This window comes from Novosphingobium sp. BL-A-41-Hi4B-X5A (assembly GCF_055521705.1).
On record NZ_JBVFVT010000002.1, the window covers coordinates 580,604 to 604,681 of the forward strand.

Below are 24,078 nucleotides of genomic sequence, written 5' to 3' on the forward strand. Positions count from 1 at the left end.
AGCATGACAGACCTTTCCGCCGAAGCCAGCAATCTGAGCCACGTCTGGCGCAGGTTCTGCAGCGAACTGGCCGAGGCGGGGGAGGTTCTGGCACGTCCGTCGAGCCCGACCAGCGCACTCGATCAAGCCGAGGGTCTGCGGTATCTCAGCCGTCTGGCGCGCACCGCGCTCAACATGCTGGTCGACAGCGCGGACCCGGATTTTCCGCGCCTGTTCCTGTTGTGCGACGACAAGATCAAGATCGGCGCCGACAACCCCGACAACCTCTACCAGCAGTGCGTGGTGCGGGGCGATCGTACCTATCGCATCACCGGCAAGCGCAATACGGTCCCCTACTTCTCGATCGGCAGCAAGGCCAACCGCTATGCCATCGACGGGACGATGGCTTCGACTGGCGAGATCGAATTCGCGCAGATGGAGTTCGGGCCTGACGGCACCTTCGAGATCGTGGTCAGCCGCGATCCGCAGCCGGGCAACTGGCTGCCGATGGCAGACGACACCACCTTGCTGATCGTGCGCCAGACCTTTGACGACAAGCAGACGCAGACCCCTGCCAACATCAAGGTGGAGCGGATCAGTGATGGTCCGACAGCGCCCGCGCTGCTCACGCCCGAATTGATCGAACAGCAACTCATGGCCTCTGCCGCATGGGCGCGGGGCACGGCCAATACCTTCGCCAACTGGTCGGAATGGTTCAAGGCGCATCCCAACCAGTTCTACGATGCGCCGCAGGAGATCTTCTGGAAGGCGGGCGGCGATCCCAATATCTGGTACGGCCACTTCTACTTCGACCTGCAGCCGGGCGAGGCGCTGGTGATCGAGACTGCCGTGCCCGATTGCCGGATGTGGAACGTCCAGATCGACAACTGGTGGATGGAATCGCTCGATCACGTGCACCAGAAGGTGTGGCTCAACAATTCGATGGCCAGGCTGGAGGCGGACGGCAGCGTCTTGGTGGTCTGTGCCGAGCGCGATCCAGGCTTTGGCAACTGGGTCGATCTAGCTGGGCACAGATCAGGCACCGGCCTGTGGCGCTGGTTCAACGCGGCCGACAATGTCGTGCCCAGAATGCGCGTTGTAAAGCTTTGACAGTCTTGCCGGACGTTACGGAAAGGCCCATCTGAACGGCCAGACCACCCCGGGAACGAGCCTTGACCGAAACGACTGAACGTCTGCCGACCTTCTTCCTCAACCACGGCGGTGGACCTTGGCCGTGGATGGATGGCCCTATGCGCCGGGGCTATGATCAGCTTGAGGCTTCGCTTCAGGCCATTATTCCCTCGCTCGGCACCATGCCCAAGGCAATTCTCGTCGTCTCGGCACATTGGGAAGAGGCGGTGCCGCACGTCTCGACCAGCGCCGTACCGCCGATGCTCTACGATTACTACGGCTTTCCAGAGCACACATACCACATCCGCTATGCCGCGCCGGGCAGCCCGGAACTGGCGGCGCGGGTGCAGGATCTGCTTCTGGCGGGCGGCATGGACTGTCGCGAGGACGGCGAGCGGGGCTTTGACCATGGCACCTTTTCGATGATGCAGCCTATCCGGCCCGAGGCTGACATTCCGATTGTCCAGCTTTCGGTCCTCACCAGCTTTGACGCTGCCGAACACATCGCGATGGGCCGCATCCTTGCCCCCCTGCGCGAAGAGGGGGTGCTCGTGCTGGGGTCCGGTCTGTCATATCACAACCTGCGCGCTTTCGGAGCGCAGGGGAGAGCGGCGTCACATGCCTTCGATCGCTGGTTGCGCGAAAGCCTTGTGGGCTTCGAGGGCAATCAGGGAGCAAGAGCGCTGGAGCGGTGGATGGATGCGCCTGCAGCCATGCAGGCTCATCCGCGGCCTGAGCACCTGCTACCGCTTATGGTCATCGCCGGATCGGCCGAGGTAGATTCTTGCAGCGTCCAGTTTCATCAGGACGACTTCTTCGGTGGCCTTGCCGTGACCAGTTTCCGGTTTGGCTAGAGCGTTTTCGAACCGGATGGAATCATCTTGTGGCTCGGAAAACGCGGTAAGACAGGAGTCCGGAGTGTTCAAAGCCCCGGCAGCCCGACGAAGGCAGCCCACGCCAATAGTGGTCCGACGCCGACGACGATCGCTGCATAGACCAACAGCTTGCGCAGAACTGCAGGGCGATCCTCTTCGGGTGCGTTCCCGACGATCAGCGCGCCATTTGTCGAAAACGGCGAAGTGTCGACGATAGTGTTGGCAATGCAGATAGCTGCAACAACGGGCATCACGGCGATGTGCCCGCCCGCCAGAATGGGCAGGCTGAGCGGGATGATGACCCCCAGCAATGCTGTCGACGACGCGAAGGCCGAGACCACGCCCGCAAGATAGCACAGCAGGAGAACAGCAAGGCTGGCTGATCCGACCTGTCCGATCATGACGCTGATCGCATCGAGCGTGCCGAGCCGGTCAAGCAGGGTCACGTAAATCACAATTCCCGAAATCAGCAGGATAGTGGACCAGTCAACCTGTTTGAGCGCGCCCTGCTGCGTGCTCGGCGCAACCATCGCGAGCGCGAGGATGACCATGAGCGCCATGAAGCCGATCTCGACCTTGAACAGCAGTGCGCCGATGGCGAGGGCCAGTAGGCCGACAAGCGTCCAGGCCCCGTCACGATCAAGCGCTGGCACATCGACATCGCCCTCATGGTTCGTGCCTGCCACCGCCTCGCGCCGGGCATAGAACAGCCAGACCATGAGGGCGATGGCGGCATTGAAGGCCGCGCTGGCGATGAAAAGATACTGCGGGTCAGGCTCGATCCCGCTGCCGGTGAGCACCTTTGCGGCGATGCCGCCATAGATCGAGATGGGCGAGAAGCTTCCTGCCTGAGCGCCATGGACGACGAGCAGGCCCATCATAAGCGGTGAAAAGCCGTGGCTGCGCGAAAAGCGCATGGCGATCGGAGCGACAATGGCAACCGCAGCCGGCCCGACCGCGCCAAGCGCTGTCAGCACGCCGGCAACGAGGAACACCAGCAGCGGCAACAGCGCAGTATGGCCGCCGAGCAGGCCGGCTGCGCGCGCCACAAGCCAGTCTATCGCGCCATTACGGCTGGCGATTCCGAACAGATAAGTGATGCCGAGCAGGGTCAGGAACAGGTCAGCCGGAAAGCCCGCCAGCACCTCTTTCACCGGAAGTCCGGCAACGAACACGCCCAGCGCCAAGGCAGCGGCAAAGCCGATCAGCCCCATGTTCACCGGCAACCACACTGCCGCCACAAAGATCGCGACCAGAATCGCGATCGACAGGATCAACATCGTCTCTTCCCCTCCCACACGCTCGCGCTAGTTGGCGAAGAGTGCGGCATGTTCCTGTCTTAGCAGTGCCTTCTGCACCTTGCCCATGGTATTGCGTGGCAGTTCATCGACAAACACGACCGCGCGTGGCTGCTTGAAGCGGGCCAGCCTATCGGCCAGTGCAGCAATCACCGCATCGGCATCGAGCGCTGGATCGGTTGCCTTGACCACCGCGACCACGGCCTCGCCCATATCGGCATGGGGCACGCCGATCACCGCACTTTCGGCAATCCCGGGGATCTCGTCCAGAGCGGCTTCGACTTCCGCCGGGTAGATATTGAAGCCGCCCGCGATGATCAGATCCTTGGCGCGGCCCACGATGTGCACATAGCCTTCCGAGTCGATGTAGCCGAGGTCGCCGGTGATGAAGTAGCCATCGTTACGGAATTCCTCGGCCGTCTTCTCCGGCATTTGCCAATAGCCGCGAAAGACGTTGGGACCCTTGACCTCGATTACGCCAATTTCGCCCTGCGGCAATGCGCCTCCGCTTTCGGGCTGGGCGATGCGCAAGCTGACGCCCGGCAACGGGTACCCGACGCTCCCCGGCTTGCGCTGGCCGTCGTAGGGGTTGGAAGTGTTCATGTTGGTTTCGGTCATGCCATAGCGTTCCAGGATCGCTTGCCCGGTAAGCGCAGCGAAGTCCTTGTGAACCTCTGCGGAAAGAGGCGCAGAACCCGAAATGAACAGGCGCATATGGCTGGCAAGCTCGCGCGTGAAACCGGCATGGCCCAGCAACCGCGAAAAGAACGTCGGCACCCCCATAAGCACGCTTGCCCTCGGCATCAGCCTGACGAGTTCATCGGCATCAAATCGCGGCAGGAAGATGATCGCCGAGCCCGCCGCGATGGTGACGTTGGTTGCCACGAACAGCCCGTGCGTATGGAAAATTGGCAGGGCATGAAGCAATCTGTCAGCGCTGGTAAAGCGCCAGGAATCGCGCAGAGTCAGCGCGTTGGTAGCAAGGTTGGCATGGCTCAGCATTGCCCCCTTGCTGCGCCCGGTTGTGCCGGACGTATAAAGGATTGCAGCGAGGTCGTCTGCTCGCGGAATGTGACGCGCGGTAACCACAGGTGCGCCCGCCGCCGCTTCGACCAGCGTTCCGCCGGTGCCCTCGGCGTCGAGCGTCAGCAGCGCAGGCGCGCCCAGTTCGCTGCATAGTTCGGACATGGCCGGTTCGTCTGCAGTGCGGCAAAGAACAAGCGCTGGACGCGCGTCCCCGAGGAAGTAGCGCAGTTCGCCGATCGTATACGCAGTGTTGAGTGGCAGATAGACTGCTCCCACATGCAGCGCGGCCAGCCAGGTGAGCAACGCCATCTGCGATTTCTCGATCTGGACCGCCACCCGGTCACCCGGCTTCACGCCCTGCGCGCGAAATGCGTGGGCAATCTGCGCAGCGCGAAATGCGGCGCCGCGGTAGCTTAACTCGGCACCATCCGGACCAATCAGGAAGGGGGCGTCCGGTCGAGATTCGCAATGGTCCAGAAACAGGCTGAGGATGTCGTGCGGGGCACCGTGCGGCAAGTTGACATGTCCTTGAGAAAAACTCGGGGAACTGGTTGTTTCCGGAGTGTGTGTATGCAAGAAGCCAATAATCACACTATCGGGCATGCATCAATATGATTTCCGAGAACGAACACGCCTCCGGAATGCTCCGTTCAGAACGCATCCGCCTCGCACTTGCGGACGAGATCACAAGCGGCATGCTGGCGCCCGGCACGCAACTTGACGAGCAGCAGCTCGGAGACCGCTTCGGCGCGTCGCGCACGCCGGTCCGGGAGGCCCTGCGCCAACTTGCCGCCGAGGGACTGGTCGAAATGCGGCCGCGGCGCGGCGCTGTCGTGGCCGCGATGACGGCGGAGCGGGTGTTCGAGATGTTCGAGCTTTCGGCCGAGATCGAAGCGCTGTGCGTGCGGCTTGCCGCATGGCGGATGACCCCGCTTGAACGGAGTGCACTGCGGAAAATCCACGAAGAATCCGCCATTCTGGTGGAGAATGGCGACGTGGACGAGTACGATCGGCTAAACTGGCGGTTCCACGATGCAATATACGAGGGGACGCACAACGCCTTCATCGTGGAGCAGGCGAAACTCCTTCGGGAGCGGATGGCGGCCTTTCGTCGGGCTCAGTTACGCCAGGGTGGGCGACCCGCCCGGTCCCGGCACGAACATGGCGAACTGGTCGAGGCCGTAATGCGAGGAGATGGTGAGGAAGCCTCGAAATTGATGCGTGCGCATATGTTCAATGCCTCGAACGCGCTCGAAGGATACGCTCGCCTGTTCACAGGGCGCGACGCACAAGGCTAACCGCTCACCCCTCAAAAAGGCCAGTCGATACGCCGACAATTTTGGCTTGCGCTGTCAGATCAAGTATGCAAGGCAAAGGGCATAACGACCGCGCGCATACATTGCAGCGGCGGAGAGGGATGCCGGAACCAAGCCGCTCGGACGAACTGTCGGCTCTGGCACCCCCTCTGCTGACAGCGCTGTCCATAAGGGTGCAGGTTTCAAGAGGGAGGATTACGATGAGAAAACTGCAATTCGCGTGCCTGGCATCGGCACTGTCTTTGGCGGCCACGTCCGTTTACGCTCAGGATGCGAGCGAAGCGCCTGCGGACGGTGACATCGTCGTCACTGCGAACCGCACGTCGTCGCTGCTGTCAAAGACCCCAATCGCAATGACCGCTGTTGGAGGTGACGACCTCATCGCTTCAGGCATCACCAACCCGACCCAGCTTGAAGAAAGCGTGCCCAACCTGTCGATCGTGCGCGGCAACGGCCTGCAGATCACCATTCGCGGCGTGACCAGCACCGACGGCACCGAGAAGGGCGATCCCTCGGCGGCATTCATGGTCAACGGCGTGTATCTGGCGCGTCCGCAGGCGCAGGAAGTCTCGTTCTTCGACATCGAGCGCGTCGAAGTCCTCCGCGGTCCGCAGGGCACGCTCTATGGCCGCAACTCGACAGCTGGCGTCGTCAACATTCTGACGGTCCAGCCCAAGTTCGAATTTGGCGCACGCGCCGACGTTTCGTACGGCAATTTCAACGCCCTCAATGGCACTGCCGTGGTCAATATACCGGCTGGCGAAACGATTGCCTTTCGCGTGGCCGCAAACATCGACCAGCGTGACAGCTATCTCATCGATGGCGCGCCGAACGACGGCGTAACGCTCAACAAGTTCAAGGATAACAAGTCGGTCCGCCTGTCAGCCCTGTTCAAGCCAACGCCGGACCTTAGCCTCCTGCTCGTCGGCGATTACAGCAAGGTCAAGGGCAACCCGACCAACGGCGTGCCTACCACCCAGTTCTACAGCAACATCACCAGCGGCGGTCGCCAGAATTTCAGCGCCCCAACCTATCTTGGCGCTGACCCCGACGTGGCCCGCACGCTGAGCCGCACGCAGGCCCAGCAGGCCTTCCGCGACAACGAGGAAAAAGGCGTGATGGGCGAGCTCAACTACACGATGGGCAACATCACACTCACCTACCTCGGTTCTTACCGTGAATCGGAACGCCGCGAATTCAGCAACGCGGCCAATGGCGCGTTCTCGGCGGATTTTGCCGGTTCCTACTGGCAGACCTCGCAGGAAGTGCGCCTTGCCTATGGCGGCGACGGTCCGCTGCAGGCGCAGGTCGGCGGCTATTACTTCAAGGAAAAGTCCGGCATCGCCTTCTTCCTGAACAACCTGCTCGGCCCCAACACGCGCTTCGGCTTCCCGCAGGACCCGACCATTGCCGAAAACAAATCGGTCTTCGGGCAAGCCACCTATGAAATCGCTCCTGACCTCAAGATCACCGGCGGCGTGCGCTATTCGCACGATCTCAAGTCGCGCGTGGGCAACACTGTCGTCGACTTCTACGACCGCATCGGCACGTCCTACAGTATCGGCAACTTCATTCGCCGCCAGATCAACCAGAACAACGATGCCAAGCGCACGTTCAGCCGCGTGACCTGGCGCGCTGGCGTTGATTACGACACGTCCCTCGGCCTCATCTTCGCGTCCGTATCCACGGGTTACAAGGCCGGTGGCTTCAACGATGGCTGCGAGACTCCGCCCGCCGGGCAGCCCAATCCGCAGAACTGTCAGTTGCCCGCGAATGCGCTCTACTATGATCCGGAAACGTTGACCGCCTATGAAGCAGGCTTCAAGTTCCGCTTCAGCCCGGCATTCCGCCTCAACGGCACGATCTTCCACTATGACTACGCAGGCCTGCAGCTTTCGCAGCTGTCCGACATCTGCGGTGGGCCGTGCCAGGTTACGACCAACGCTGCGAAGGCTAAGGTTGATGGCGTGGAGCTTGATGCCCAGATCCAGCCTTCGGATCGCTTTACCGTCAGGCTGGCACTGAACTGGCTCGATGCCCGCTATGACGAATATGCTCCTGCTTACAACGATACTTCGGTCACGCCGAATGTACGCCGCTCGGTGAATTTCGCCGGTCGTGCGCTGAATCGCAGCCCGAAGTGGAGCTGGGTTGCCGGGGCGAACTATGTCCTGCCGGTGGGCGAAGGGCGCATCGTGTTCGACGCGCAGACAGCGGCCCGCAGCCGCTATGAAGTGACCGACCTCGCCAACTTCGCTTACTTCTACCAGCCGGCGGCAACGAAGACTGACGTGTCCGTCACATACAACGCGCCGCAAGACCGCTTCTACTTCGCTGCATTCGCTGAAAACCTCGAGAACAACCTAGTGGTTACTGGCGCTACTACCGGCCTGTTCGGTGCGGTCACTTTCGCCGATCCGCGCACTTATGGTGTACGCGCCGGCGTGAAGTTCTGACCAGAAAGTTCCTTCGCCGACCGGCATGAGGGCAAGTCGGCAAGCGGGCGGGCGGGGTCATTTGGCCTCGCCCGTTCGCCTGTTATGATTACGTCACAAGCAGATGCTGCAACCATGCGCTGCAGCATCCGTGGCAAAACCTTTTCAGCTTTCCAACCGCGGCTCCACCTGGATCAGCGAAACGGCTGCGCGGCGGGGCTGCGTCAGCATGAAGTGCGTGGCGACCGCAATGTCTTCGGCCCGGAGCATCTTTTCAGCATTGATTGCATCACGCTGCTCCTGATCGGAGTACTCGGGATACTGGAAATCAGCGCCGGTCAGCCCGGGCTCGATCAGACCGACCTTGATGTCCTTGGGAGCCATTTCCTCCCGGAAAGCGGCGGCAAACCCCTGAACGCCAGACTTTGCCGCGACATAGACCGAACTTCCCTTGCCGCGTGACACTGCCGACATCGATCCGATCAACACGATATCGCCACCCTTGCTCATCCGTCGCGCCGCTTCGCGTGATGCGATCACATAGGCCACCAGGTCGGTTTCCAGTTGATAGCGCAGGTCCTCTTCGTTGACCTCCATCGGTGTCTGGGCCGGCACCGCAGCATTGATGATCGCAACATCGATCGCACCGCCCAACGATGCGTCAGCAGCGCTCCAGAACCGGCGCATTCCCTCGGGACGGGCGAGATCTAATGCAACACCATCACCTTTACCAACCTCGTTGATGCGCTTGAGCGCGTCGGCAAGGTGCTGCTCGTCGCGCCCGCAGACGAAGACAGAAGCGCCCTCGCCAGCCAGCAGGATCGCGATCGCACGGCCAATTCCTGTTGTGCCACCTGTAACAACCACACGCTTGCCATCGAGCCTCGGTTGCTCGGTGTGCGCATCGTCGAGATTTGGTGCGCTGTGGCCCGCCATGAAATTCTCCGCGTAGGTCGCGCCGGCAAAGTGCCGGGCGTTTGCAGGAGAATTGCTTGAGAGCGACGTTGGTTTCCCCGATCAACCGGCTTTAGCCAGCGTCCATCGCATCAGCGCGATGGCCATGCCTGCAACAGACGACAATACTCGTCGAAACGGAGCGGCTTCGAGATTACAAAACCCTGCAACGTGTTACAGTCGTTCTCTGTCAACCAGCGCCGCTGTGACTCCAGCTCGACACCTTCGGCTACCGTTTCCAGGCCCAGCATCTTCGCCAGACCGATAATGCCAAGCACGATCTTCTGGTCAGGACCGGATTCGGCGACGCGCTGCACGAAGCTGCGATCGATCTTGATCGTATCCACGGTACAGGCCTGCAAGTGGGCGAGCGAGGAATAGCCCGTGCCGAAATCGTCCAGAGCAACGGCGATGCCGCGAGCGTGCAGGGCCTTGACGATGGAATCGGCCTGTCGCGTATCGGCGATGACCGAAGTTTCGGTAACTTCGACCTCAAGCAGGTGCTCGCTCGCACCATAATCGGCAAAAATGCGTGAGATCCTGGCGGGCAAATCAGGGGTGAATTCGGATGCGCCGATGTTGACTGCCAGCCGCGAGGGAAGATTCTTCTTCACAAGCGCAAGTTGCGCAACGGCTGCTTCGCGCAGGACCCAGTCGGTCAGATGCGAGAGCAATCCGGCGCGTTCGACCACGGGTATGAACGTCGCCGGAGAGAGATGTCCAAGCAGCGGGCTTTCCCAGCGGACCAGCACCTCGGCAGATAGCGGACGGCCGCTTTCCGCGCAAACCTTGGGTTGATAGCAGACGTGTAGCTGGCCCTGTTGCAACGCCGTTATCAGTTCGGCACGGATCGAGCTGGCGAGCCGCATGTCCGACATGGCTGCGCCTTCGAGCTGCAGCAGCTTCCCACCGCCCTCGCGCCGCAGAAGCCTGGCGGCTTCCAACAGCCGTTCCAGGAGAAGCTCCCCGGACGTTGCATTGCCGATCTCTGCCGTCACTGCCGAAAGGGAAAGACGTGCACGCACCCAGGTCATGGACTGGCTATCGCGAACCTTGAGTTCGACCAGCGGTTGCAGAGCCTTTTCGATGGTGGCCAGGCTACTACCGATCACGCCCCACGCGTGGCCGTGCAATTTGTGGACTTCAAGACCGGCCCGCCTTGCCATCCTGTCGATCAGGGTCTGGATCCGGCTTTCGCCGCGTCCTTCGAACCTGCTCGCCAATTCGGGCTGGCTGTCGATCTTCACCACCGCCACCGCTTCGCCCGGTCTGGCGCGGACAAGGCGCGCGAGGAACATCGCCCGTCCGTTCGTGTCGGGTTCTTCCCGGGCTGCGGCATGGCGCTGGGCGGCATTCTGCAGATGGCTTTCGACCGTGGCGATCAGCAGGTCATAGTCCACCGGCTTGACCAGGTAGTCATCCGCTCCCGCGCGCCGCCCCGAGATCATCGTCGTGCGATCGTTGAACGCGGTGAGAAACACGAACGGCACCAGCGACTGGGCATTGCGGCGCGCCCGCAGGGTTTCAAGGAGCTCGATGCCCGTCATTCCCGGCATCTGCACGTCGCAAAGCACCAGGTCGGGCAGTGTTTCGTCCATCCGCGCAAGCGCGGCCTCGGCGTTCTCGGCCTTGTCGATCTGGAAACCGTGCTCGGCCAGTTCCTCGGCGATGTCGCGCAAGATTTCCGGTTCGTCCTCGACACAGAGGACGCGGAAGTCCCGGGGTGAAAATGCGCTCATCACGCTGCCTCCCAGAATTCGGTGGTCGTGGTCGTGGCCAGCGGCAGACTGGCGGTAACCACCGTGCCTTCACCCGGCACGGACTGGATATCGAGCAGCCCGCCGTTGGCGTCGATCAGGCTGTTGGCAAGATAGAGGCCGGTCCCGGCGCCCGGGACGGCCGTACTGTTCGATCCACGATAAAAGCGTTCACGCACCAGCGGCAATTCTTCCGCAGGGATGCCGGGGCCTTCGTCATGGACAGAAATGCTGCAACGACCTTCATGAATTCGCGCCTCAACCCAGACCTTGTTTTCAACCGGCGAGAAGCGACAGGCATTTTCGATGATGGCGACCAGCGCCGAGTGGATCAGCTGGCGGTCGATGAACAAAGGCGCACGCTCGACCTCGCCGTCGAGCCGGATTTCGATGTCGCGTTCGCCGCCCGCCGAAGCAACCGCTTCGCGCAGCATGCTGCCCAGCGCTACCGCAGCGGGACGGCACGTTGTCTGCCCTTCCTCCATGCGCACCAGTTGCAGCGCACTTTCCATCACATCTCGTATGCGGGAGACAGCGCGGCGGATCATGTCGGATCGTTCGACGACGGTATCCTCGGTAAGGCGTGTCGCCCGCCGTTTCAGGATCTGGCCGCTGCTATCGATCACGGTGAGCGGCGTGCGGAACTCGTGGCTGAGGATGTTAATGAAGCGGCGCTGGCCGGTGGTGATGCGGCGTTCGGTATCATACGAACGACGCACTTCGGCTTCCTGGGCCACGATCCGATGATGCGCTTCGCCAAGCTTCTGGCCCATTTCCACCAAACGGCCTGAAAGGTTGTCGACTTCGCTCACGCCGAACTTTGGCGCGGTCTGGTTGTATTCGCCTGCACCGATCCGGTCCATGAGTTGCTCCACTTCGCGCAAGGGCCGGGCTAGGCGCCGGCTCATCGCCCGCGCGCGCCAGACGAGGAAGGCGAAGAACACCACGTAGAAGGCGAGCAGGATCAGCAGCATGATCACGCCGACAGTGACCAGTTGATCATGCAGCGAATTGGCGTCAGCCAGAATCTGCGAAGCGGGTGCCAGCACCACGAGCGTCCAGCCTGGACCAGCAACCCTGGCATTCGTGGCCAGCATGTCGCGGCCGCCCAGCATGACGTGGCTTATCCTGGAGGAGCCACTGCCGACCGCCTGCGCAAGTGCATTCAGCTCGGGTCGGCGGGTGATGTTGAACTGGTCGGGCTTGAACGTATCGGACCGTATCGCATCGGCGTACTTGTGGTCCTTGAGTTCGGTCAGCCCAAGATCCTTTTCGCCAGCCGGGGGGAGGGCGAGGATGGTTCCGTCTCGCCCCACCAGCATCGCGTAGCCCTGCCAGGGCAGGTTGAGCGAGAGGATGCGGCTGACCACCGTATCGAGCGTCATGTCGATCCCCACGACGCCCTCCAGCCGCTTCTCGCTGTATACCGGCGCAATCGACGAGACCATCCAGCCTGAACCGGCCGGATCGACATAAGCATCGGTCCATACGACCTTGCGCTGCGGGTTATGCCGGGCATCCGCCTCGTAATAGAAGTTGTACGTGGGGATGTTCATCTTCGGCGCATACTGGGTCAGCACATCGAAGTAGGGGTAGATGCGGTTGTAGCTGTCCCAGGTGTTGAGATAGACCTGCCTCACCAGCGGCGATGCCGCCTTGATGTGGCGCATCGTGTGATCAAGCCGGACCGTTCGCCAGACCTTGTCGATCTCTTGCGGCCCAACCGGATGAAAGCCGCTGTAGAAGGCGGCCACTTCGTCGGGCTTGCCTCGTGTAGTGTGGAACACGCCGTCCGAGCCGATGTGATACCGTGCCTTTTCAGATGATGGCGGATCGTAGGGCGTCGCCAGCGCTTCGCCAGCCTCCGCGCCCAGCAGGCGGGTCATTCCTTCGACACCACCGAGAGTGGCGGTGATGTTTGCCGATTCACGCGCAGCAATGTCGGTCAGGTACTTCTCCGAGACCGCCGTCACCGTGGCGACGTTCTGCTGGTAAGTGAAATTGCCGGTCGCCCAGTAGCTAAGCAGGAAGCCCAGTTCGATCAGGCACAGCGGTATGACAGCGGTGCGCAGATAAGACGCGCCAAGCCAGCGGGCCAGCGTGGTCTGCCTACCTTCACCTTTTCGTGCGAGTCCTGCGAACACCCGTTGTTCCTTGCTGACCTGCCGTATATCCTTGGAAATACTAAATTTAGATTGTCAGCTCTAAGCAGAATCCCATATGCGAGCGCACAGACACAGGGCGGACGAGCAATCCTCTCGCCAGGCAGCCGACCTGCCGCCTGGCCACGGTCCGGCCTTGTGCCTGCTCGCGCTGGTCGAGCGTGCAGTGTGGATTTACGATTTCGACAAGGCACGCATGGCCTGGGCCAATCCCGCAGGTTTGCGCTTCTGGCGGGCCGAATCTGTCGACGCGCTTCGTGCCCGGGATCTGAACCCTACAGCGCTGGGAACGGCGGAGCGGCTGGAGAACCTGCGCCTTGCGCTGGCAAGAGGCGAGGTGCGCAACGAGCGGTGGACCTTCTATCCGCAAGGGCAGCCGTTCCAGCGCGACTGCCGCCTCCATGGCGTGGCGCTCGAAGACGGGCGCCTGGGGCTGCTGGTCGACGCCGCCGATACACCAATGCAGGTAGCCGACAGCTCGTTCGAGACCCGCGCGATCGAGGCGGTGCGGCAATCGCCGCTGATGATCTCGCTGCTGGGCGAAGGCGGGCAGTGGCTGATGCACAACCCGGCCGCTGAAGCGCTGATCAACCGGCTGCAGGGCACCAATCTGCCGGGGCTGGACAATTTCGCCACGTTGTTTGCCCATCCCGACGAGGCGGTTTCCCTGCGCGCGCGGGCGCTCGAAAGCGGCAGTGCCGAAGCGACCCTGCGCATGGCCGGCCCGTCCTTCCGCATGCATGAGGTAACGCTGCGCCGCCTGACCGATCCCGTGACCGGACGCCTGTCGCTGATGGTCAGTCAGGCCGACGTGACCCGCGCCTACCGCGCCGAGCGCCGCCTGCACAAGGCGCTGGCAAGGGAACGCGCGATTGCCGAGACGCAGCGCCAGTTCCTCTCGGTCACCAGCCACGATTTCCGCACGCCGCTCAGCGTGATCGACGGTTCGGCGCGCCGTATCGCCCGTCTCGCGGAGCCCGGCAGCGTAATTGCCGAACGCGCGGAAACGATCCGTGATACCGCGCGCCGCATGACCGAGGCAGTGGATCGCACGCTCGGCTGGGCCTCGATCGAGGAAGGCCGCGTCGATTTCCAGCCTGAGCGAGCGAACGTCAGGCCTTTGGTGGAACGCGCCCTGCTCGGCCAGCGCTCGGTCCATCCGCACCGCCCGTTCGTGGCCGAGCTTGACGATGTGCCCGACCTGATGCTCGACCAGGTTCTGGTACTGCGCGTGCTCGACAACCTGATCGGCAACGCGATCAAGTATTCGCCCGAAGAACAGCCGGTTCGGGTGCGCTGCTTCGCCCGCAACGGTGAGGTCCTGATTTCGGTCAGCGATGAGGGGATCGGCATTCCCTCCGACGAGCTGTCAAAGCTCTTCACCCGCTTCTTTCGCTCGAGCAACGCCCGCCGTTTCAAGGGCAGCGGTGTGGGCCTGCACGCCGCGCGGTTCTACATGGAACTCCACGGCGGACGAATTTCGGTGAAGTCGGCCGAGGGCAAGGGATCGACGTTCACGCTGGCGTTTCCGGTGCCGGCCAAAGGTTAGGCAGTAGCCGCACCGCCACTTCTTCTGTCGGCCCCGCGCTAGTCCCCCAACACGATCAGAACGCCCGCTTCACGCTCGCGCCCCAAGTCCTCGGGGTGCCGACGTGGTTGTAGTCGAAGCCGAATCCCGAAAGGTCGATGCGTGAGGTGAAGTAGGTCTGGTCGGTGAGGTTGCGGCCCCAGAGTGACACCGTCCAGTCGCCGCGCACGTAATCGATCCCGGCGCCGAGCAGGGCGTAGCCGCCCTGGCGCAGTCGCGGGATGTTGACGATCTCGAAGTATTGCGAAGAGACGTAAGAAGCATCGGCGCGCAGCGTGAGGCGGGCGCTGCCGGCCTCCCATGCGGTCCAGTCGATCGCGGCGTTGGCGGTGAGGGCAGGGGCGTTGGACAGGTGGTGGCCGCGCACGTCGAGGCCGCTGATCACGCCGCGCGTCGCCCGTGCATGGAGCAGGCCGAGCCCGGCGTTGAGCGAGAGGGTGGGCAGGGGCCGCGCGTCGATTTCCAGCTCCGCGCCATAGATGCGCGAGCGGTCGAGGTTGACCAGCGTCTGCGTGGCGTCGGCCGGGTTGACCGAGAGGAACTGCTGGTTGCGGTAATCGTACCAGAACCCGGTGAGCGAGAGCGAGGCCATGCCGCCGAGCCGCGTCTTGGCCCCGGCTTCGAGAGCGTCGAGAATTTCGGGTTTGGCGACGCCTGCCTCCGACGGATCGAAAAAGGCCTGCGCGTTGAACCCGCTGGCGCGATAGCCGCGGCTGTAGCTGGCGAAGAGCAGCATGCCATCATCGAGCTTGTGATCGAGCGCGAGCTTGCCCGAAAGGTTGTTGCCGGAAAAGCGCCGGTCAAGCGGGGCAATCGGCGTGGCGACGAGGACGCCATCGACGCCGCGGATTTCGGACGTCAGCCCGGCTTGCAGGCCCGTGTCGTGGGTGAAGCGCAAGCCCCCGCGCAGCGTGGTGCCGCCGCCCAGCTTCAGCCGCGCATCGCCGAACAGCGCCCAACTCCGCTTGTCCTGATCGAAGCGGTTGGAGATGACGCAGGCGAACAGGCTGGTGTTAGCGGTGCAATCGTCCACATCGACGCGGCCATTGCCGTCGACGTCAAGATCGGTCCAGAAGTTGAGGTCTGTCGAATTGAACAGGTCTTCGCGATGATGGTGCGCGCCCACGATCAGGCTGAGCGGGCCATCGCCCTCCCACGCCAGCCGCAGTTCCTGGCCGAACTGGGTGCCGCGATCGGTGTAGGGGATTTCGAGCACCTGAAGCGGGCTGCCGTCGGTGTCCTCGGGCACGTAGAGGCTGCCCTTGTCCCAGCCGGTAACAGAGATCAGCGTCAGCGTGTCGGACAGCTTGAATGTGCCGGTGAGCGCGGCAGACCAGGTGCGGGCAAGGCGGCGGGCGGTGAAGTTCGCTTCCAGTTCGCGAATGCCCAGCCCATCGCGGAAGTAGCTGCTGCCCTGGCCATAGGCTTCATAAGCGCCGTTGCCGACACCATCGGGGCGCGGCTTGGAATAGTTGCCGTAGTTCTGCGGGCGCTGCAGGCTGGTCGAAAGCCGCAGGATCAGCTCGGCACTGTCGGACGGTTGCCACAGCAGCGTGCCGCGCACGCCGTATTCGCGCGTCGAGGACAGGTCCGGCTGACCGGGCAGACGGTTGCGGAACCAGCCATCGGCACGGGCGGCGGTGAAGGCAACGCGCGCGGCGAGAGTGGGCCCGAGCGGCATGTTCAGCGCGCCCTGTGCTTCGAAGCGATTGTAATTGCCCGCGCCCAGCTTGAGGTAGCCTTCGCTGCCGAACACCGGACGTGCCGAAACGTAGTTGATCGCGCCACCGGTGGTGTTCTTGCCATAGAGGGTGCCTTGCGGGCCTCGCAGCACCTCGACGCGCGATAGATCGTAGAGTGCAAGGCCGAGGAAGGCGAAGTTGCCCTTGTAGACCTCGTCGTAATAGCCGGCGACAGGCCCAGCCTGGTTCAGGCTGAAGTCCGACATCGAAACGCCACGCAGCGCGAAGATCGGGGTATTCTCACCGACCGTGGCGCTGAAGCGCAAATTTGGTATGCGCGCGGCGAGATCGTCAGCCTGAGTCAGGCGCGCAGCTTCAAGGTTCTCGCCTCCAAGCACGGAAAGCGAGATCGGCACATCGCTCGCCTTCTCCGATCGCTTCTGGGCCGTGACGACGATTTCGTCCTGCGGTTCGGACGGTGCTGGCAGTTCCGCCGCAGGGGCAGGAAGAACGGCGGCAAGGCCAGCGGCAACAAGGGACATTCGAAGGCTCCGGGGAAGGGGAGCCCCGGACTAGGCGCGGTGTGGTTTAAACCTTCGCAGGGAAGCCATCCGCAGTTGTCCTTAGGCGGCGTGGACAAATTCCACAGCGCCACGGTTGCCCTGTAAAAGGCCTTGGCGAGGCGCGAGGGCGCAGGAAGAGTGGGTCTCTTTCAAGGCCGAGCAACGCCGCCAAGGCCTTTTACAGGGCAACCCCTGCGGGGCTGGACCAAAAACCGCCATTTCGGCGTCGGCTCGTCGCACAATATTCCCGATATTGCGCTTCCTCGCCTCCTTGAACTGGCGGTTTTTGCCTCCGGCCGTGGCGCCGTGGAATTTGTCCACGCCGCCTAAAGGCCGAGTTGCTCCCGGTCGGCCAAGGCGGCGACGAGTTCGGCCTGTGAAGCGGCATGGCGGTAGTTCGCGTCGATTTCGCGGATCGTGGCATCGGCCAGCGCTTCTTCGCGCAAGTTGACGACGAGGAAGTCGCTGGCACCGAGCGAAAAGCGCCGGCGTTCCGCTTCCGCCATCTTGCGGGCGAGCGCGGCCTCGGCGATGGCCAGGCCTGCAAGCTTCTCCGCACCGGTCACCTGCGTCCGCAAGTTGGCGATCTCCACGCCAATCTGGTCCTCAAGCAGGCGCAGGCGCAGCGACAGCGCATCCTGCTCGGCGGCAACCTCGGCCATACGTCCCTTGGCCGCGCGCTGTTCCAGCGGGACCGAGAAGCGCAGGCCAAGAATGCCCTCTGTCGGGCGGCGGATCGGCGAACCGTCACCGATGTCTTTCGAGGCTTCCACGCGCACGTCCAGCCGGGGCTTCAGCTCGTTTTCGGCCAGTCGTGCCCGTATGCCGGTCTGTTCTATCCGGGTCAGCAGAGCCTGAAGATCGGGTCGGGCGGCAATCGCCGTGCTCTGGTCGACCAGACGCGGCATGACGCCATCGACAAGGCGCGGCGGCAATCGGTCTGACGACGGGACGACCGGCTGCCCGAGGCCATCGCGCAGGAACAGCGACAGGGCATTGGCCTGCAGTTGCAGGTCCTGCTCAGCACGCACGAGCAGCGCTTGGCGGCGCACGATGTTCTGCTGGTTCTCGGTCCCCAGGATCGCAGGCCGCGCGCCCAGCTGGATCTGCCGCTCGATCGAATCCTGCCGTTCCTTCGCCAGATCATAGATCTCGCGGTAGATCTTCACACGCAGCCCCGCCGCGACCCACAGCTGGTAGGCTTCGATCGCGCGTCGCTGCACCCCGATGGCCACCAGATCCCGATCAAGCTCGGCCAGTTCGATGTCGAAGCCTGCCAGTTCGCGCCGTCCCCGCCGCTCGTCGATCACCCGGTCGCGCAATAGCGAAAACAACATCCCGGCCTTGATCTCGCCGAATTCGTTGGTGACCGACTTGCCTTCGTACGAGGCGAAATCGCCAATCGACTTGCGGTAGCCTCCATAGACCTGACCGCCGTTGTTCTGGAGCGGCCGATAGGCGGAGACCTCGGCGGTGGAGCCGTTGTAATATCCCAGCGGACGGGCAGTGGCCTCGGCGTTGAAGACAAGGTCGAACTGGCCTTCGGCGCTGAGCAGGCGGGCATCGGCCTGCCGTTGACGCGCCATCGCCTCGAGGATCTGCGGCGCATGGGTGGCAGAGGACTGCAGCACCTCACGCAGCGTCAGCTCCTCCGCCCGCGCCGCTCCCCCAAGGGCGAGCAGCGCGAGGAGTGCCACGAAGAGACGCGCGATCACTTCGCTTCCTCTTCCTCGCCGTAGCCTTCCCCGGCTTTTGCCCCGCTCTTGGCCTTTTTCGCGTCCTTGTCGGAAAGGGCCTTGAGACCATTGCCCTTGCGCGGACCGGCGTCCACCGGCGTCGGGAATTCCAGCGGGAAGTCGTTAAGCTGGCGCCACAGCTCGTAGGCGATCGTCACGGTCTCCATCTGGATCCAGCCACGCACCTTGGAACCGAGGCGGACGTAATTGTCGTTCGGCCAGGCAGGCTTGCCCGGCATTGGCTCCACGAGCACGCGGAACAGGCCACTGGGCTGGGCCGAAGGGTCGATCGTCAGCACCCGGCCATCGAACATGCCCTGTGCAACCGAGGGCCAGCCGCTGAACTGGATGGCCGGCCAGCCTTCGAAGTTCAGGCGCACCGGCTGACCCTTGCGGACCAGCGCGGCATCGCGTCCATCTACGAGCAGTTCGACCACGCGCTGCTGCCGCTCGGGTGCGATCGTGGCGAGGAGATCGCCGGCGCTGATCAGAGTGGCCCCGGCTGCGGTATTGAGCGAAAGCACGCGGCCGTCGCGCGGTGCCCGCACCAGCTGCGCCGACTGCCGGTTGAGCGCGATATCCACCTTGCTGAGCTTTGCGCGGGCCTCGGCCAGCTTGGCGTTGAGTTCGGCCACCTTGATTTGCGTCGCTTCATAGTCGCGCCGCGCCGCCAGCCCCTCGGCATAGAGCTGCGATGAACGGTTAACGTCCAGCCGCGCGGTTGCCATAGCCTGCTCGGCCGCGCTGATCTGTGCCACCACATGTTCCCGCTCGGCCGCCAGGCGGATCAGCAGGTCGGGGTCATTGTCGATGATCCGGGCGATCGGATCGCCCTTCCTGACCTGCTGGCCATCGACCACGAACCAGCGCTCCACGCGGCCCGGGACCAGTGCGGTGACCTGCTGCACGCGGTCTTCGGGGTTTAGCGCGATGACATCGCCCCGTCCGGGCGCGGTCTGCACCCATTTCACCGCGAAGAGCAGGACGAGCAGCAGCGGTATGCTGATGGCAATCATCCGCCCCAGCGTGCGCGTGGTGCGCGGCACTCGCAGACTGGCTAGCGTGGTGAATCCCGTAAGATCGTGCGAACGGGGAGAGGCCTTAGCAGCCATGCTTCAGCCCTCCCTTCCGTTATAGGCGAAATGCATCACGTCATCGACGGTAAGGCCCTCGGCCTGGCTGTCCGGCCCGATCCACAGCCAGGAGTCGCGCTTCAGTCCCTCGGGCCGGTTGGTGAACTGCAGGATCGTGGTACCATACGGGCGCAGCGCCGCGAATACGGCTTCGAGCCTTGCCGGCGGCAGCATGTCGTAGATCGGTGAAAGCATCAGCACGCGCGGGCGGGCGATCAGCGCGCCAGCAAGCTTCAGCGCCATGGTCTCGCCCACGGTGAGCGGATAGCCAGAGCTTGACAGCAGCGCATCAAGGCCACCCGGCAGCGAGCCCACGCGGCGATCCAGGCCGACAAGCGCGAGCGCATCGATCTGCGCCTCGGGCCGGGAGGGATCACCAAGGCTGAGATATTCGCGTACCGACATTTCGACGATGGTCGGGCGATCGAGCACGATCACGTCCGAGCGCAGGCGGTACATGTCAAGCGTGGCAAGGTCCGCCCCGCCCACCGCGACGATGCCGGAACGCGGCACTTCCAGCCGCTTGAGCAAGGTGGCGAGCGTGCGCTCCACCCCCGGCGCGGCGAGGACGCCGACTTGCGCGCCGCTCGGCACCGAAAAATCGAGAACGTGATCTCCGTGATGGACCTGCCGCAGGCGGATCGCGCCATCGGGCGGGCAGGCGGCGTTGTCTTTGGGCGCGGCCTCCTGCGGCACTTCCCAGAACAGGTGCAGCTCTTCGAGGCTGGCGGACAATTCGTAGAACACCTCAAGATAGGTTCCGAGTTGCGCCACGCCATAGAACACGCCGGACAGGATCAGCTCGGCAGCCACCAGCTGTCCGATGGAAAGCTCGCCCTGCAGGATCAGCCAGCCGCCCATTGCCAGCAGACCGGCGCTGGCCAGGGCGTAGAGCAGCAACAGCGCCAGGGTCTGGCCGAAGGTATAGCGGAAGTGGTGGCGATGCGCCGCCACATAGCCCGCAGTCATCTCTTCGGAACGGTTGATGGCGTAAGCCATGTGGCGGCTGGACTTGTAGACACCGTTCGATCCGCCAACCGTGCCGAGCCAGTGCGCCGTCGCATGCTTGGCGTGGCTCTTGGCCACTGCGCTGGCGATCGAGGCATTTGCCCAGATGCGCCAGATGATCACCACCAGCAGCACCAGCACCAGATTGAAGGCCAGGAAGAACGGGTGGTAGAAACTTGTCACCACCAGCCCGACAAAGCTTTGCAGAACGATGGTAAAGCCACCGATAAGCAGGCTGGTCAGCGTCTTCTGGACGATGCCCATGTCGAAGAAGCGGTTGAACAGGTCACCGCGGCGGGCGTCCACGAAAAACGGGTTCTGCGCATGGACGGCGCGCAGCGTTATTTCCGCCACGAGCCGGGCGAAGAATCGCCGCTCGAACCGGGCCAGCAAATGCACGCGAAACGCGCTCAGCACACCCCAGATCAGCAGTAGCACGAACAGGATCGCCGCCAGCGTCAGCAGCGGCGCGGGCAGGGCCGTATTGGCAACCGAATTGATCAGCAACTGCACCGAGATCGGCGTGGCCAGCGACAGTAGCGAAATCGCAACGCCAAATAGCAGCGCGAGCCGCACGAACGACGCATCCGGCCCGAGAACCTGCCGCGACCAGCGGAAGAAGTCGCGGATCGTGGGTACGGGGTGGTGCGCCGCAGGAGCGGACGGGTCGGTTTGGGCGGCTGCCATCGTTTGTAGAGAATCCGTTCTTCGCAGTTGCAGCACAAATGGGGATGGTTCGGTATCTTTGTGCCAATGTTGTGTGAACTTTTTTTGCTGTCCTGCAAGATGTGCCCTTGGCACGATGGACGATAAAGTATGCTCAGATCGGCTTTTCCCGGGGGAACGTAACGCGCTTGCCCCGGTTCCAAGCCAAACGAGCTAACGTGCTTTGCCAGCTTTCGCCTGTGCGGTATGGGCAAGGTCGGCCAGGCGGCGCAGGCTCGCGATCGGAAGGAAAAGTCTTTGCAAATGAACGCAATAGGTTCTGAATCGGGTGTCTCCGTGTCGGAATTGATGGCCTCGAGCGGGGTTCCCTTCGGCACCAGCGGCGTGCGCGGTCTCGCTTCGGCCATGACCGACAAGCTCTGTCACGCCTATGCCAGCGCCTTTCTGCAGTACCTGCGCCAGATTGGAGAATTTTCGAGCGGGGATCGCGTAGCCCTTGCCGGAGACCTCAGAACCAGCACGCCACGCATCCTCGCTGCCTGCGCCACCGCCGTGCAGGATTGTGGCGGGGAAGTGGTTTTCTGCGGCCTCACGCCCACCCCCGCGCTTGCCTTCCACGCGATGGGTCTGGGCATCCCCTCGATCATGGTGACTGGCAGCCACATCCCGGCAGACCGCAACGGCATCAAGTTCTATCGTCCCCATGGCGAAGTGCTGAAGAGCGACGAGGCGGGCATCGTCGGGCAGCGCGTGACGATTGACCCGGCCCGCTTCGGTAATGACGACAGCCTGTTAAGCCCCGCTGCCCTACCCGAAGTTACCCCGGTAGAGGACGAATACATCGCCCGTTACGTCCGACATTTCGGCCCGGATGCGCTGTCAGGGCTGACCGTCGGCGTCTATCAGCACACCGCGGTCGGGCGCGACGTGCTTGTCCGGGCAGTCGAGGCGCTGGGAGCCAAAGCCGTGCCTTTTGGGCGAGAGACGGTCTTCGTGCCAGTGGACACTGAAGCGATCCGCGAGGAGGACATTGCGCTTGCCGCCATGTGGGCGGCGGAGAACCAGGTGGACGCGATCATCTCGACCGATGGCGATTCCGATCGCCCGCTGGTGGCTGACGGGAATGGCACCTGGCTGCGCGGCGACATCGTCGGCCTGCTGTGCGCGCGTGCCGTCTCGGCGGACGTGGTCGTCACCCCAGTCAGTTCCAACACCGTGCTGGAATTGAGCGGCGCGGCGCCCAAGGTCGTGCGCACCCGCATCGGGTCGCCCTATGTGATCCGGGCGATGATGGACGCGGCTGAGGCAGACCCTGCAGCACGGGTCTGCGGTTATGAAGCCAATGGCGGCTTCCTGCTCGGCAGCGCGGTGGACGATCTTGCGCCACTGCCGACGCGCGATGCCCTGCTGCCGATCATCGCGGTGGTGTTGAACGCAAAGACCCGTCCCTTGGCCGAAGTCGTGGCCGAACTGCCGCCGCGCTTCACCTTCTCGGATCGCGTTGCCGATTTTCCGCAGGATCACAGCGCCGCCCTGATCGCGTTTCTCAGCCACGGCGAGGAGGACGAGCAGCTTGCCCGCATCGCCCGCCTGTTCGGCGAAATCGCCGGCTTCCCCACCGGCATCGACACAACCGATGGCTATCGCATGAGTTTTGCCGATGGTGCGATCATCCACTTCCGTCCCTCGGGCAATGCGCCGGAATTGCGCTGCTACAGCGAGGCGGGGACCGAGGAGAAGGCACGCGATCTGAATGCACGGGCACTGGCTCATGTGCTGGCCGACGTCGTGCCCGAAGCGGTTGCATTCAGAGCGTCTCACCGCTAATATTGTATGCAACACATACAATATTAGCGGTTGAGGAACAGGCGATGGCCCAGATTATCGATGGCAAGGCGCTGGCTGCGCAAGTGCTGGCACGCGCCGCCGCGGACGTGGCGGACATCGTTGCCGCAGGTGGCGATGCGCCCGGCCTTGCCGTAATCCTCGTCGGCAATGATCCGGCGAGCGAGGTCTATGTCGGGCGCAAGATCGCGCAGTGCCGCAAAGCCGGTATCCGCTCGATAGAGCATCGCCTGCCCGCAGAAACGGCGCAGGACGTGGTTCTGGCCCTGATCGACGAGCTCAACGCCGACCCGCAAGTCCACGGTATCCTCGTCCAGCTGCCGCTGCCCAGGCACATCGATGCTTCGCTGGTGCTTGATCGCATCGATCCGGGCAAGGACGTCGACGGGTTCCACCCGGTCAACGTCGGCCGCCTGTCGACCGGCACCGGCGGCCTCGTGCCGTGCACCCCGCTGGGCGTCATGCTGCTGCTTGACAGCGTGATCGATGACTATCGCGGCCTGAACGTGGTGGTGATCGGCAAGTCGAACATTGTCGGCAAGCCGGTGTCGATGCTGCTGCTCGAACGCGAGGCGACCGTGACGGTCACCCACATCGAAACCAAGGACCTGCCCGATGTCGCGCGCAAGGCCGATATCATCGTTGCCGCCGCCGGTGCGCCGCATCTGGTGCGGGGCTATTGGGTGAAGCCGGGCGCCGTGGTGATTGACGTGGGTATCACCCGCGTGGTCGACCATGATGGCAACACGAAGATCGTCGGCGATTGCGCGACGCATGAGCTAGACCATGCCAAGGCGGTCACTCCCGTGCCGGGTGGGGTGGGGCCAATGACCATTGCCTGCCTGCTCAGCAACACGGTTCTGGCGGCGAAGCGCGCCACAGTTGCATGAATCGCAACTGCGAACGCGCCCTTCTCACTTGCCG

At 63.2% G+C, this 24,078-nt stretch carries 16 protein-coding genes; 7 read left to right on the plus strand and 9 right to left on the minus strand.

The window, feature by feature from the left end:
* Window positions 1-3: 3 nt before the first annotated feature.
* Window positions 4-1,089, plus strand: coding sequence for a DUF1214 domain-containing protein (locus tag ACZ1JY_RS18380; protein ID WP_465131060.1), 1,086 nt, complete (start codon window positions 4-6; stop codon window positions 1,087-1,089).
* 62 nt (window positions 1,090-1,151) lie between these two features.
* Complete coding sequence (locus ACZ1JY_RS18385; protein ID WP_465131061.1) at window positions 1,152-1,964, plus strand: DODA-type extradiol aromatic ring-opening family dioxygenase; 813 nt, start codon at window positions 1,152-1,154, stop codon at window positions 1,962-1,964.
* A 68-nt stretch (window positions 1,965-2,032) separates the two neighbouring features.
* On the opposite strand, the gene ACZ1JY_RS18390 is transcribed toward ACZ1JY_RS18385, so the two are convergent.
* Together ACZ1JY_RS18390 and ACZ1JY_RS18395 are read right to left on the minus strand one after the other, a co-directional pair.
* Window positions 2,033-3,265, minus strand: coding sequence for an SLC13 family permease (locus tag ACZ1JY_RS18390; RefSeq protein ID WP_465131062.1), 1,233 nt, complete (start codon window positions 3,263-3,265; stop codon window positions 2,033-2,035).
* A 27-nt stretch (window positions 3,266-3,292) separates the two neighbouring features.
* On the minus strand, window positions 3,293-4,825 hold the full coding sequence (locus ACZ1JY_RS18395) for a malonate--CoA ligase (protein WP_465131063.1): 1,533 nt from the start codon (window positions 4,823-4,825) through the stop codon (window positions 3,293-3,295).
* 95 nt (window positions 4,826-4,920) lie between these two features.
* Here ACZ1JY_RS18395 and ACZ1JY_RS18400 point away from each other — a divergent pair, with 95 nt between their 5' ends.
* Complete coding sequence (locus ACZ1JY_RS18400) at window positions 4,921-5,607, plus strand: GntR family transcriptional regulator (protein ID WP_118075443.1); 687 nt, start codon at window positions 4,921-4,923, stop codon at window positions 5,605-5,607.
* 218 nt (window positions 5,608-5,825) lie between these two features.
* Window positions 5,826-8,081, plus strand: a complete 2,256-nt coding sequence (locus tag ACZ1JY_RS18405) for a TonB-dependent receptor (protein WP_465131064.1) — start codon at window positions 5,826-5,828, stop codon at window positions 8,079-8,081.
* 144 nt (window positions 8,082-8,225) lie between these two features.
* Here ACZ1JY_RS18405 and ACZ1JY_RS18410 read toward each other — a convergent pair whose 3' ends face one another.
* The 3 genes from ACZ1JY_RS18410 to ACZ1JY_RS18420 all read right to left on the minus strand — a co-directional run bounded on the left by ACZ1JY_RS18410 (window position 8,226) and on the right by ACZ1JY_RS18420 (window position 12,915).
* The gene (locus ACZ1JY_RS18410; RefSeq protein ID WP_465131065.1) at window positions 8,226-8,996 is read right to left on the minus strand and encodes an SDR family oxidoreductase; all 771 of its coding nucleotides are present in this window, start codon (window positions 8,994-8,996) and stop codon (window positions 8,226-8,228) included.
* A 110-nt stretch (window positions 8,997-9,106) separates the two neighbouring features.
* Window positions 9,107-10,753, minus strand: a complete 1,647-nt coding sequence (locus tag ACZ1JY_RS18415) for an EAL domain-containing protein (protein ID WP_465131066.1) — start codon at window positions 10,751-10,753, stop codon at window positions 9,107-9,109.
* Window positions 10,753-12,915 (minus strand): sensor histidine kinase, encoded by a 2,163-nt coding sequence (locus tag ACZ1JY_RS18420; RefSeq protein ID WP_465131067.1) that lies wholly within the window; start codon window positions 12,913-12,915, stop codon window positions 10,753-10,755. Before ACZ1JY_RS18420 ends, ACZ1JY_RS18415 begins: the two co-directional genes overlap by 1 nt.
* Before the next feature lie 76 nt (window positions 12,916-12,991).
* Between ACZ1JY_RS18420 and ACZ1JY_RS18425 the strand changes: the two genes are divergently transcribed.
* The gene (locus ACZ1JY_RS18425) at window positions 12,992-14,482 is read left to right on the plus strand and encodes a sensor histidine kinase (protein WP_465131068.1); all 1,491 of its coding nucleotides are present in this window, start codon (window positions 12,992-12,994) and stop codon (window positions 14,480-14,482) included.
* 55 nt (window positions 14,483-14,537) lie between these two features.
* Here ACZ1JY_RS18425 and ACZ1JY_RS18430 read toward each other — a convergent pair whose 3' ends face one another.
* The 4 genes from ACZ1JY_RS18430 to ACZ1JY_RS18445 all read right to left on the minus strand — a co-directional run bounded on the left by ACZ1JY_RS18430 (window position 14,538) and on the right by ACZ1JY_RS18445 (window position 21,330).
* Complete coding sequence (locus tag ACZ1JY_RS18430) at window positions 14,538-16,745, minus strand: TonB-dependent receptor (RefSeq protein WP_465131069.1); 2,208 nt, start codon at window positions 16,743-16,745, stop codon at window positions 14,538-14,540.
* A 347-nt stretch (window positions 16,746-17,092) separates the two neighbouring features.
* Entirely contained in the window at window positions 17,093-18,481 is a 1,389-nt protein-coding gene (locus tag ACZ1JY_RS18435) for a TolC family protein (protein WP_465131070.1), read from the minus strand.
* Window positions 18,478-19,614: an efflux RND transporter periplasmic adaptor subunit gene (locus ACZ1JY_RS18440; protein ID WP_465131071.1), complete on the minus strand. Its 1,137-nt coding sequence runs from the start codon at window positions 19,612-19,614 to the stop codon at window positions 18,478-18,480. Before ACZ1JY_RS18440 ends, ACZ1JY_RS18435 begins: the two co-directional genes overlap by 4 nt.
* A gap of 3 nt (window positions 19,615-19,617) precedes the next feature.
* Window positions 19,618-21,330, minus strand: a complete 1,713-nt coding sequence (locus ACZ1JY_RS18445; protein ID WP_118075459.1) for an ABC transporter transmembrane domain-containing protein — start codon at window positions 21,328-21,330, stop codon at window positions 19,618-19,620.
* 282 nt (window positions 21,331-21,612) lie between these two features.
* On the opposite strand from ACZ1JY_RS18445, the gene ACZ1JY_RS18450 reads away from it, so the two are divergent.
* Window positions 21,613-23,136 carry a phosphomannomutase gene (locus tag ACZ1JY_RS18450; RefSeq protein WP_465131072.1) on the plus strand — a complete coding sequence of 508 codons (1,524 nt, stop codon included), beginning with the start codon at window positions 21,613-21,615 and terminating at the stop codon, window positions 23,134-23,136.
* 44 nt (window positions 23,137-23,180) lie between these two features.
* Window positions 23,181-24,044: a bifunctional 5,10-methylenetetrahydrofolate dehydrogenase/5,10-methenyltetrahydrofolate cyclohydrolase gene (locus ACZ1JY_RS18455; protein WP_465131073.1), complete on the plus strand. Its 864-nt coding sequence runs from the start codon at window positions 23,181-23,183 to the stop codon at window positions 24,042-24,044.
* Window positions 24,045-24,078: the final 34 nt, after the last annotated feature.

Excerpts from the sequence above, each read along its gene's own strand:
- ACZ1JY_RS18380 (WP_465131060.1), top strand. The coding sequence starts at position 4 with ATGACAGACCTTTCCGCCGAAGCCAGCAATCTGAGCCACGTCTGGCGC.
- ACZ1JY_RS18390 (WP_465131062.1), bottom strand. The coding sequence starts at position 3,265 with ATGTTGATCCTGTCGATCGCGATTCTGGTCGCGATCTTTGTGGCGGCA.
- ACZ1JY_RS18400 (WP_118075443.1), top strand. The coding sequence starts at position 4,921 with ATGATTTCCGAGAACGAACACGCCTCCGGAATGCTCCGTTCAGAACGC.
- ACZ1JY_RS18405 (WP_465131064.1), top strand. The coding sequence starts at position 5,826 with ATGAGAAAACTGCAATTCGCGTGCCTGGCATCGGCACTGTCTTTGGCG.
- ACZ1JY_RS18410 (WP_465131065.1), bottom strand. The coding sequence starts at position 8,996 with ATGGCGGGCCACAGCGCACCAAATCTCGACGATGCGCACACCGAGCAA.
- ACZ1JY_RS18415 (WP_465131066.1), bottom strand. The coding sequence starts at position 10,753 with ATGAGCGCATTTTCACCCCGGGACTTCCGCGTCCTCTGTGTCGAGGAC.
- ACZ1JY_RS18425 (WP_465131068.1), top strand. The coding sequence starts at position 12,992 with ATGCGAGCGCACAGACACAGGGCGGACGAGCAATCCTCTCGCCAGGCA.
- ACZ1JY_RS18430 (WP_465131069.1), bottom strand. The coding sequence starts at position 16,745 with ATGTCCCTTGTTGCCGCTGGCCTTGCCGCCGTTCTTCCTGCCCCTGCG.
- ACZ1JY_RS18440 (WP_465131071.1), bottom strand. The coding sequence starts at position 19,614 with ATGGCTGCTAAGGCCTCTCCCCGTTCGCACGATCTTACGGGATTCACC.
- ACZ1JY_RS18445 (WP_118075459.1), bottom strand. The coding sequence starts at position 21,330 with ATGGCAGCCGCCCAAACCGACCCGTCCGCTCCTGCGGCGCACCACCCC.
- ACZ1JY_RS18450 (WP_465131072.1), top strand. The coding sequence starts at position 21,613 with ATGAACGCAATAGGTTCTGAATCGGGTGTCTCCGTGTCGGAATTGATG.
- ACZ1JY_RS18455 (WP_465131073.1), top strand. The coding sequence starts at position 23,181 with ATGGCCCAGATTATCGATGGCAAGGCGCTGGCTGCGCAAGTGCTGGCA.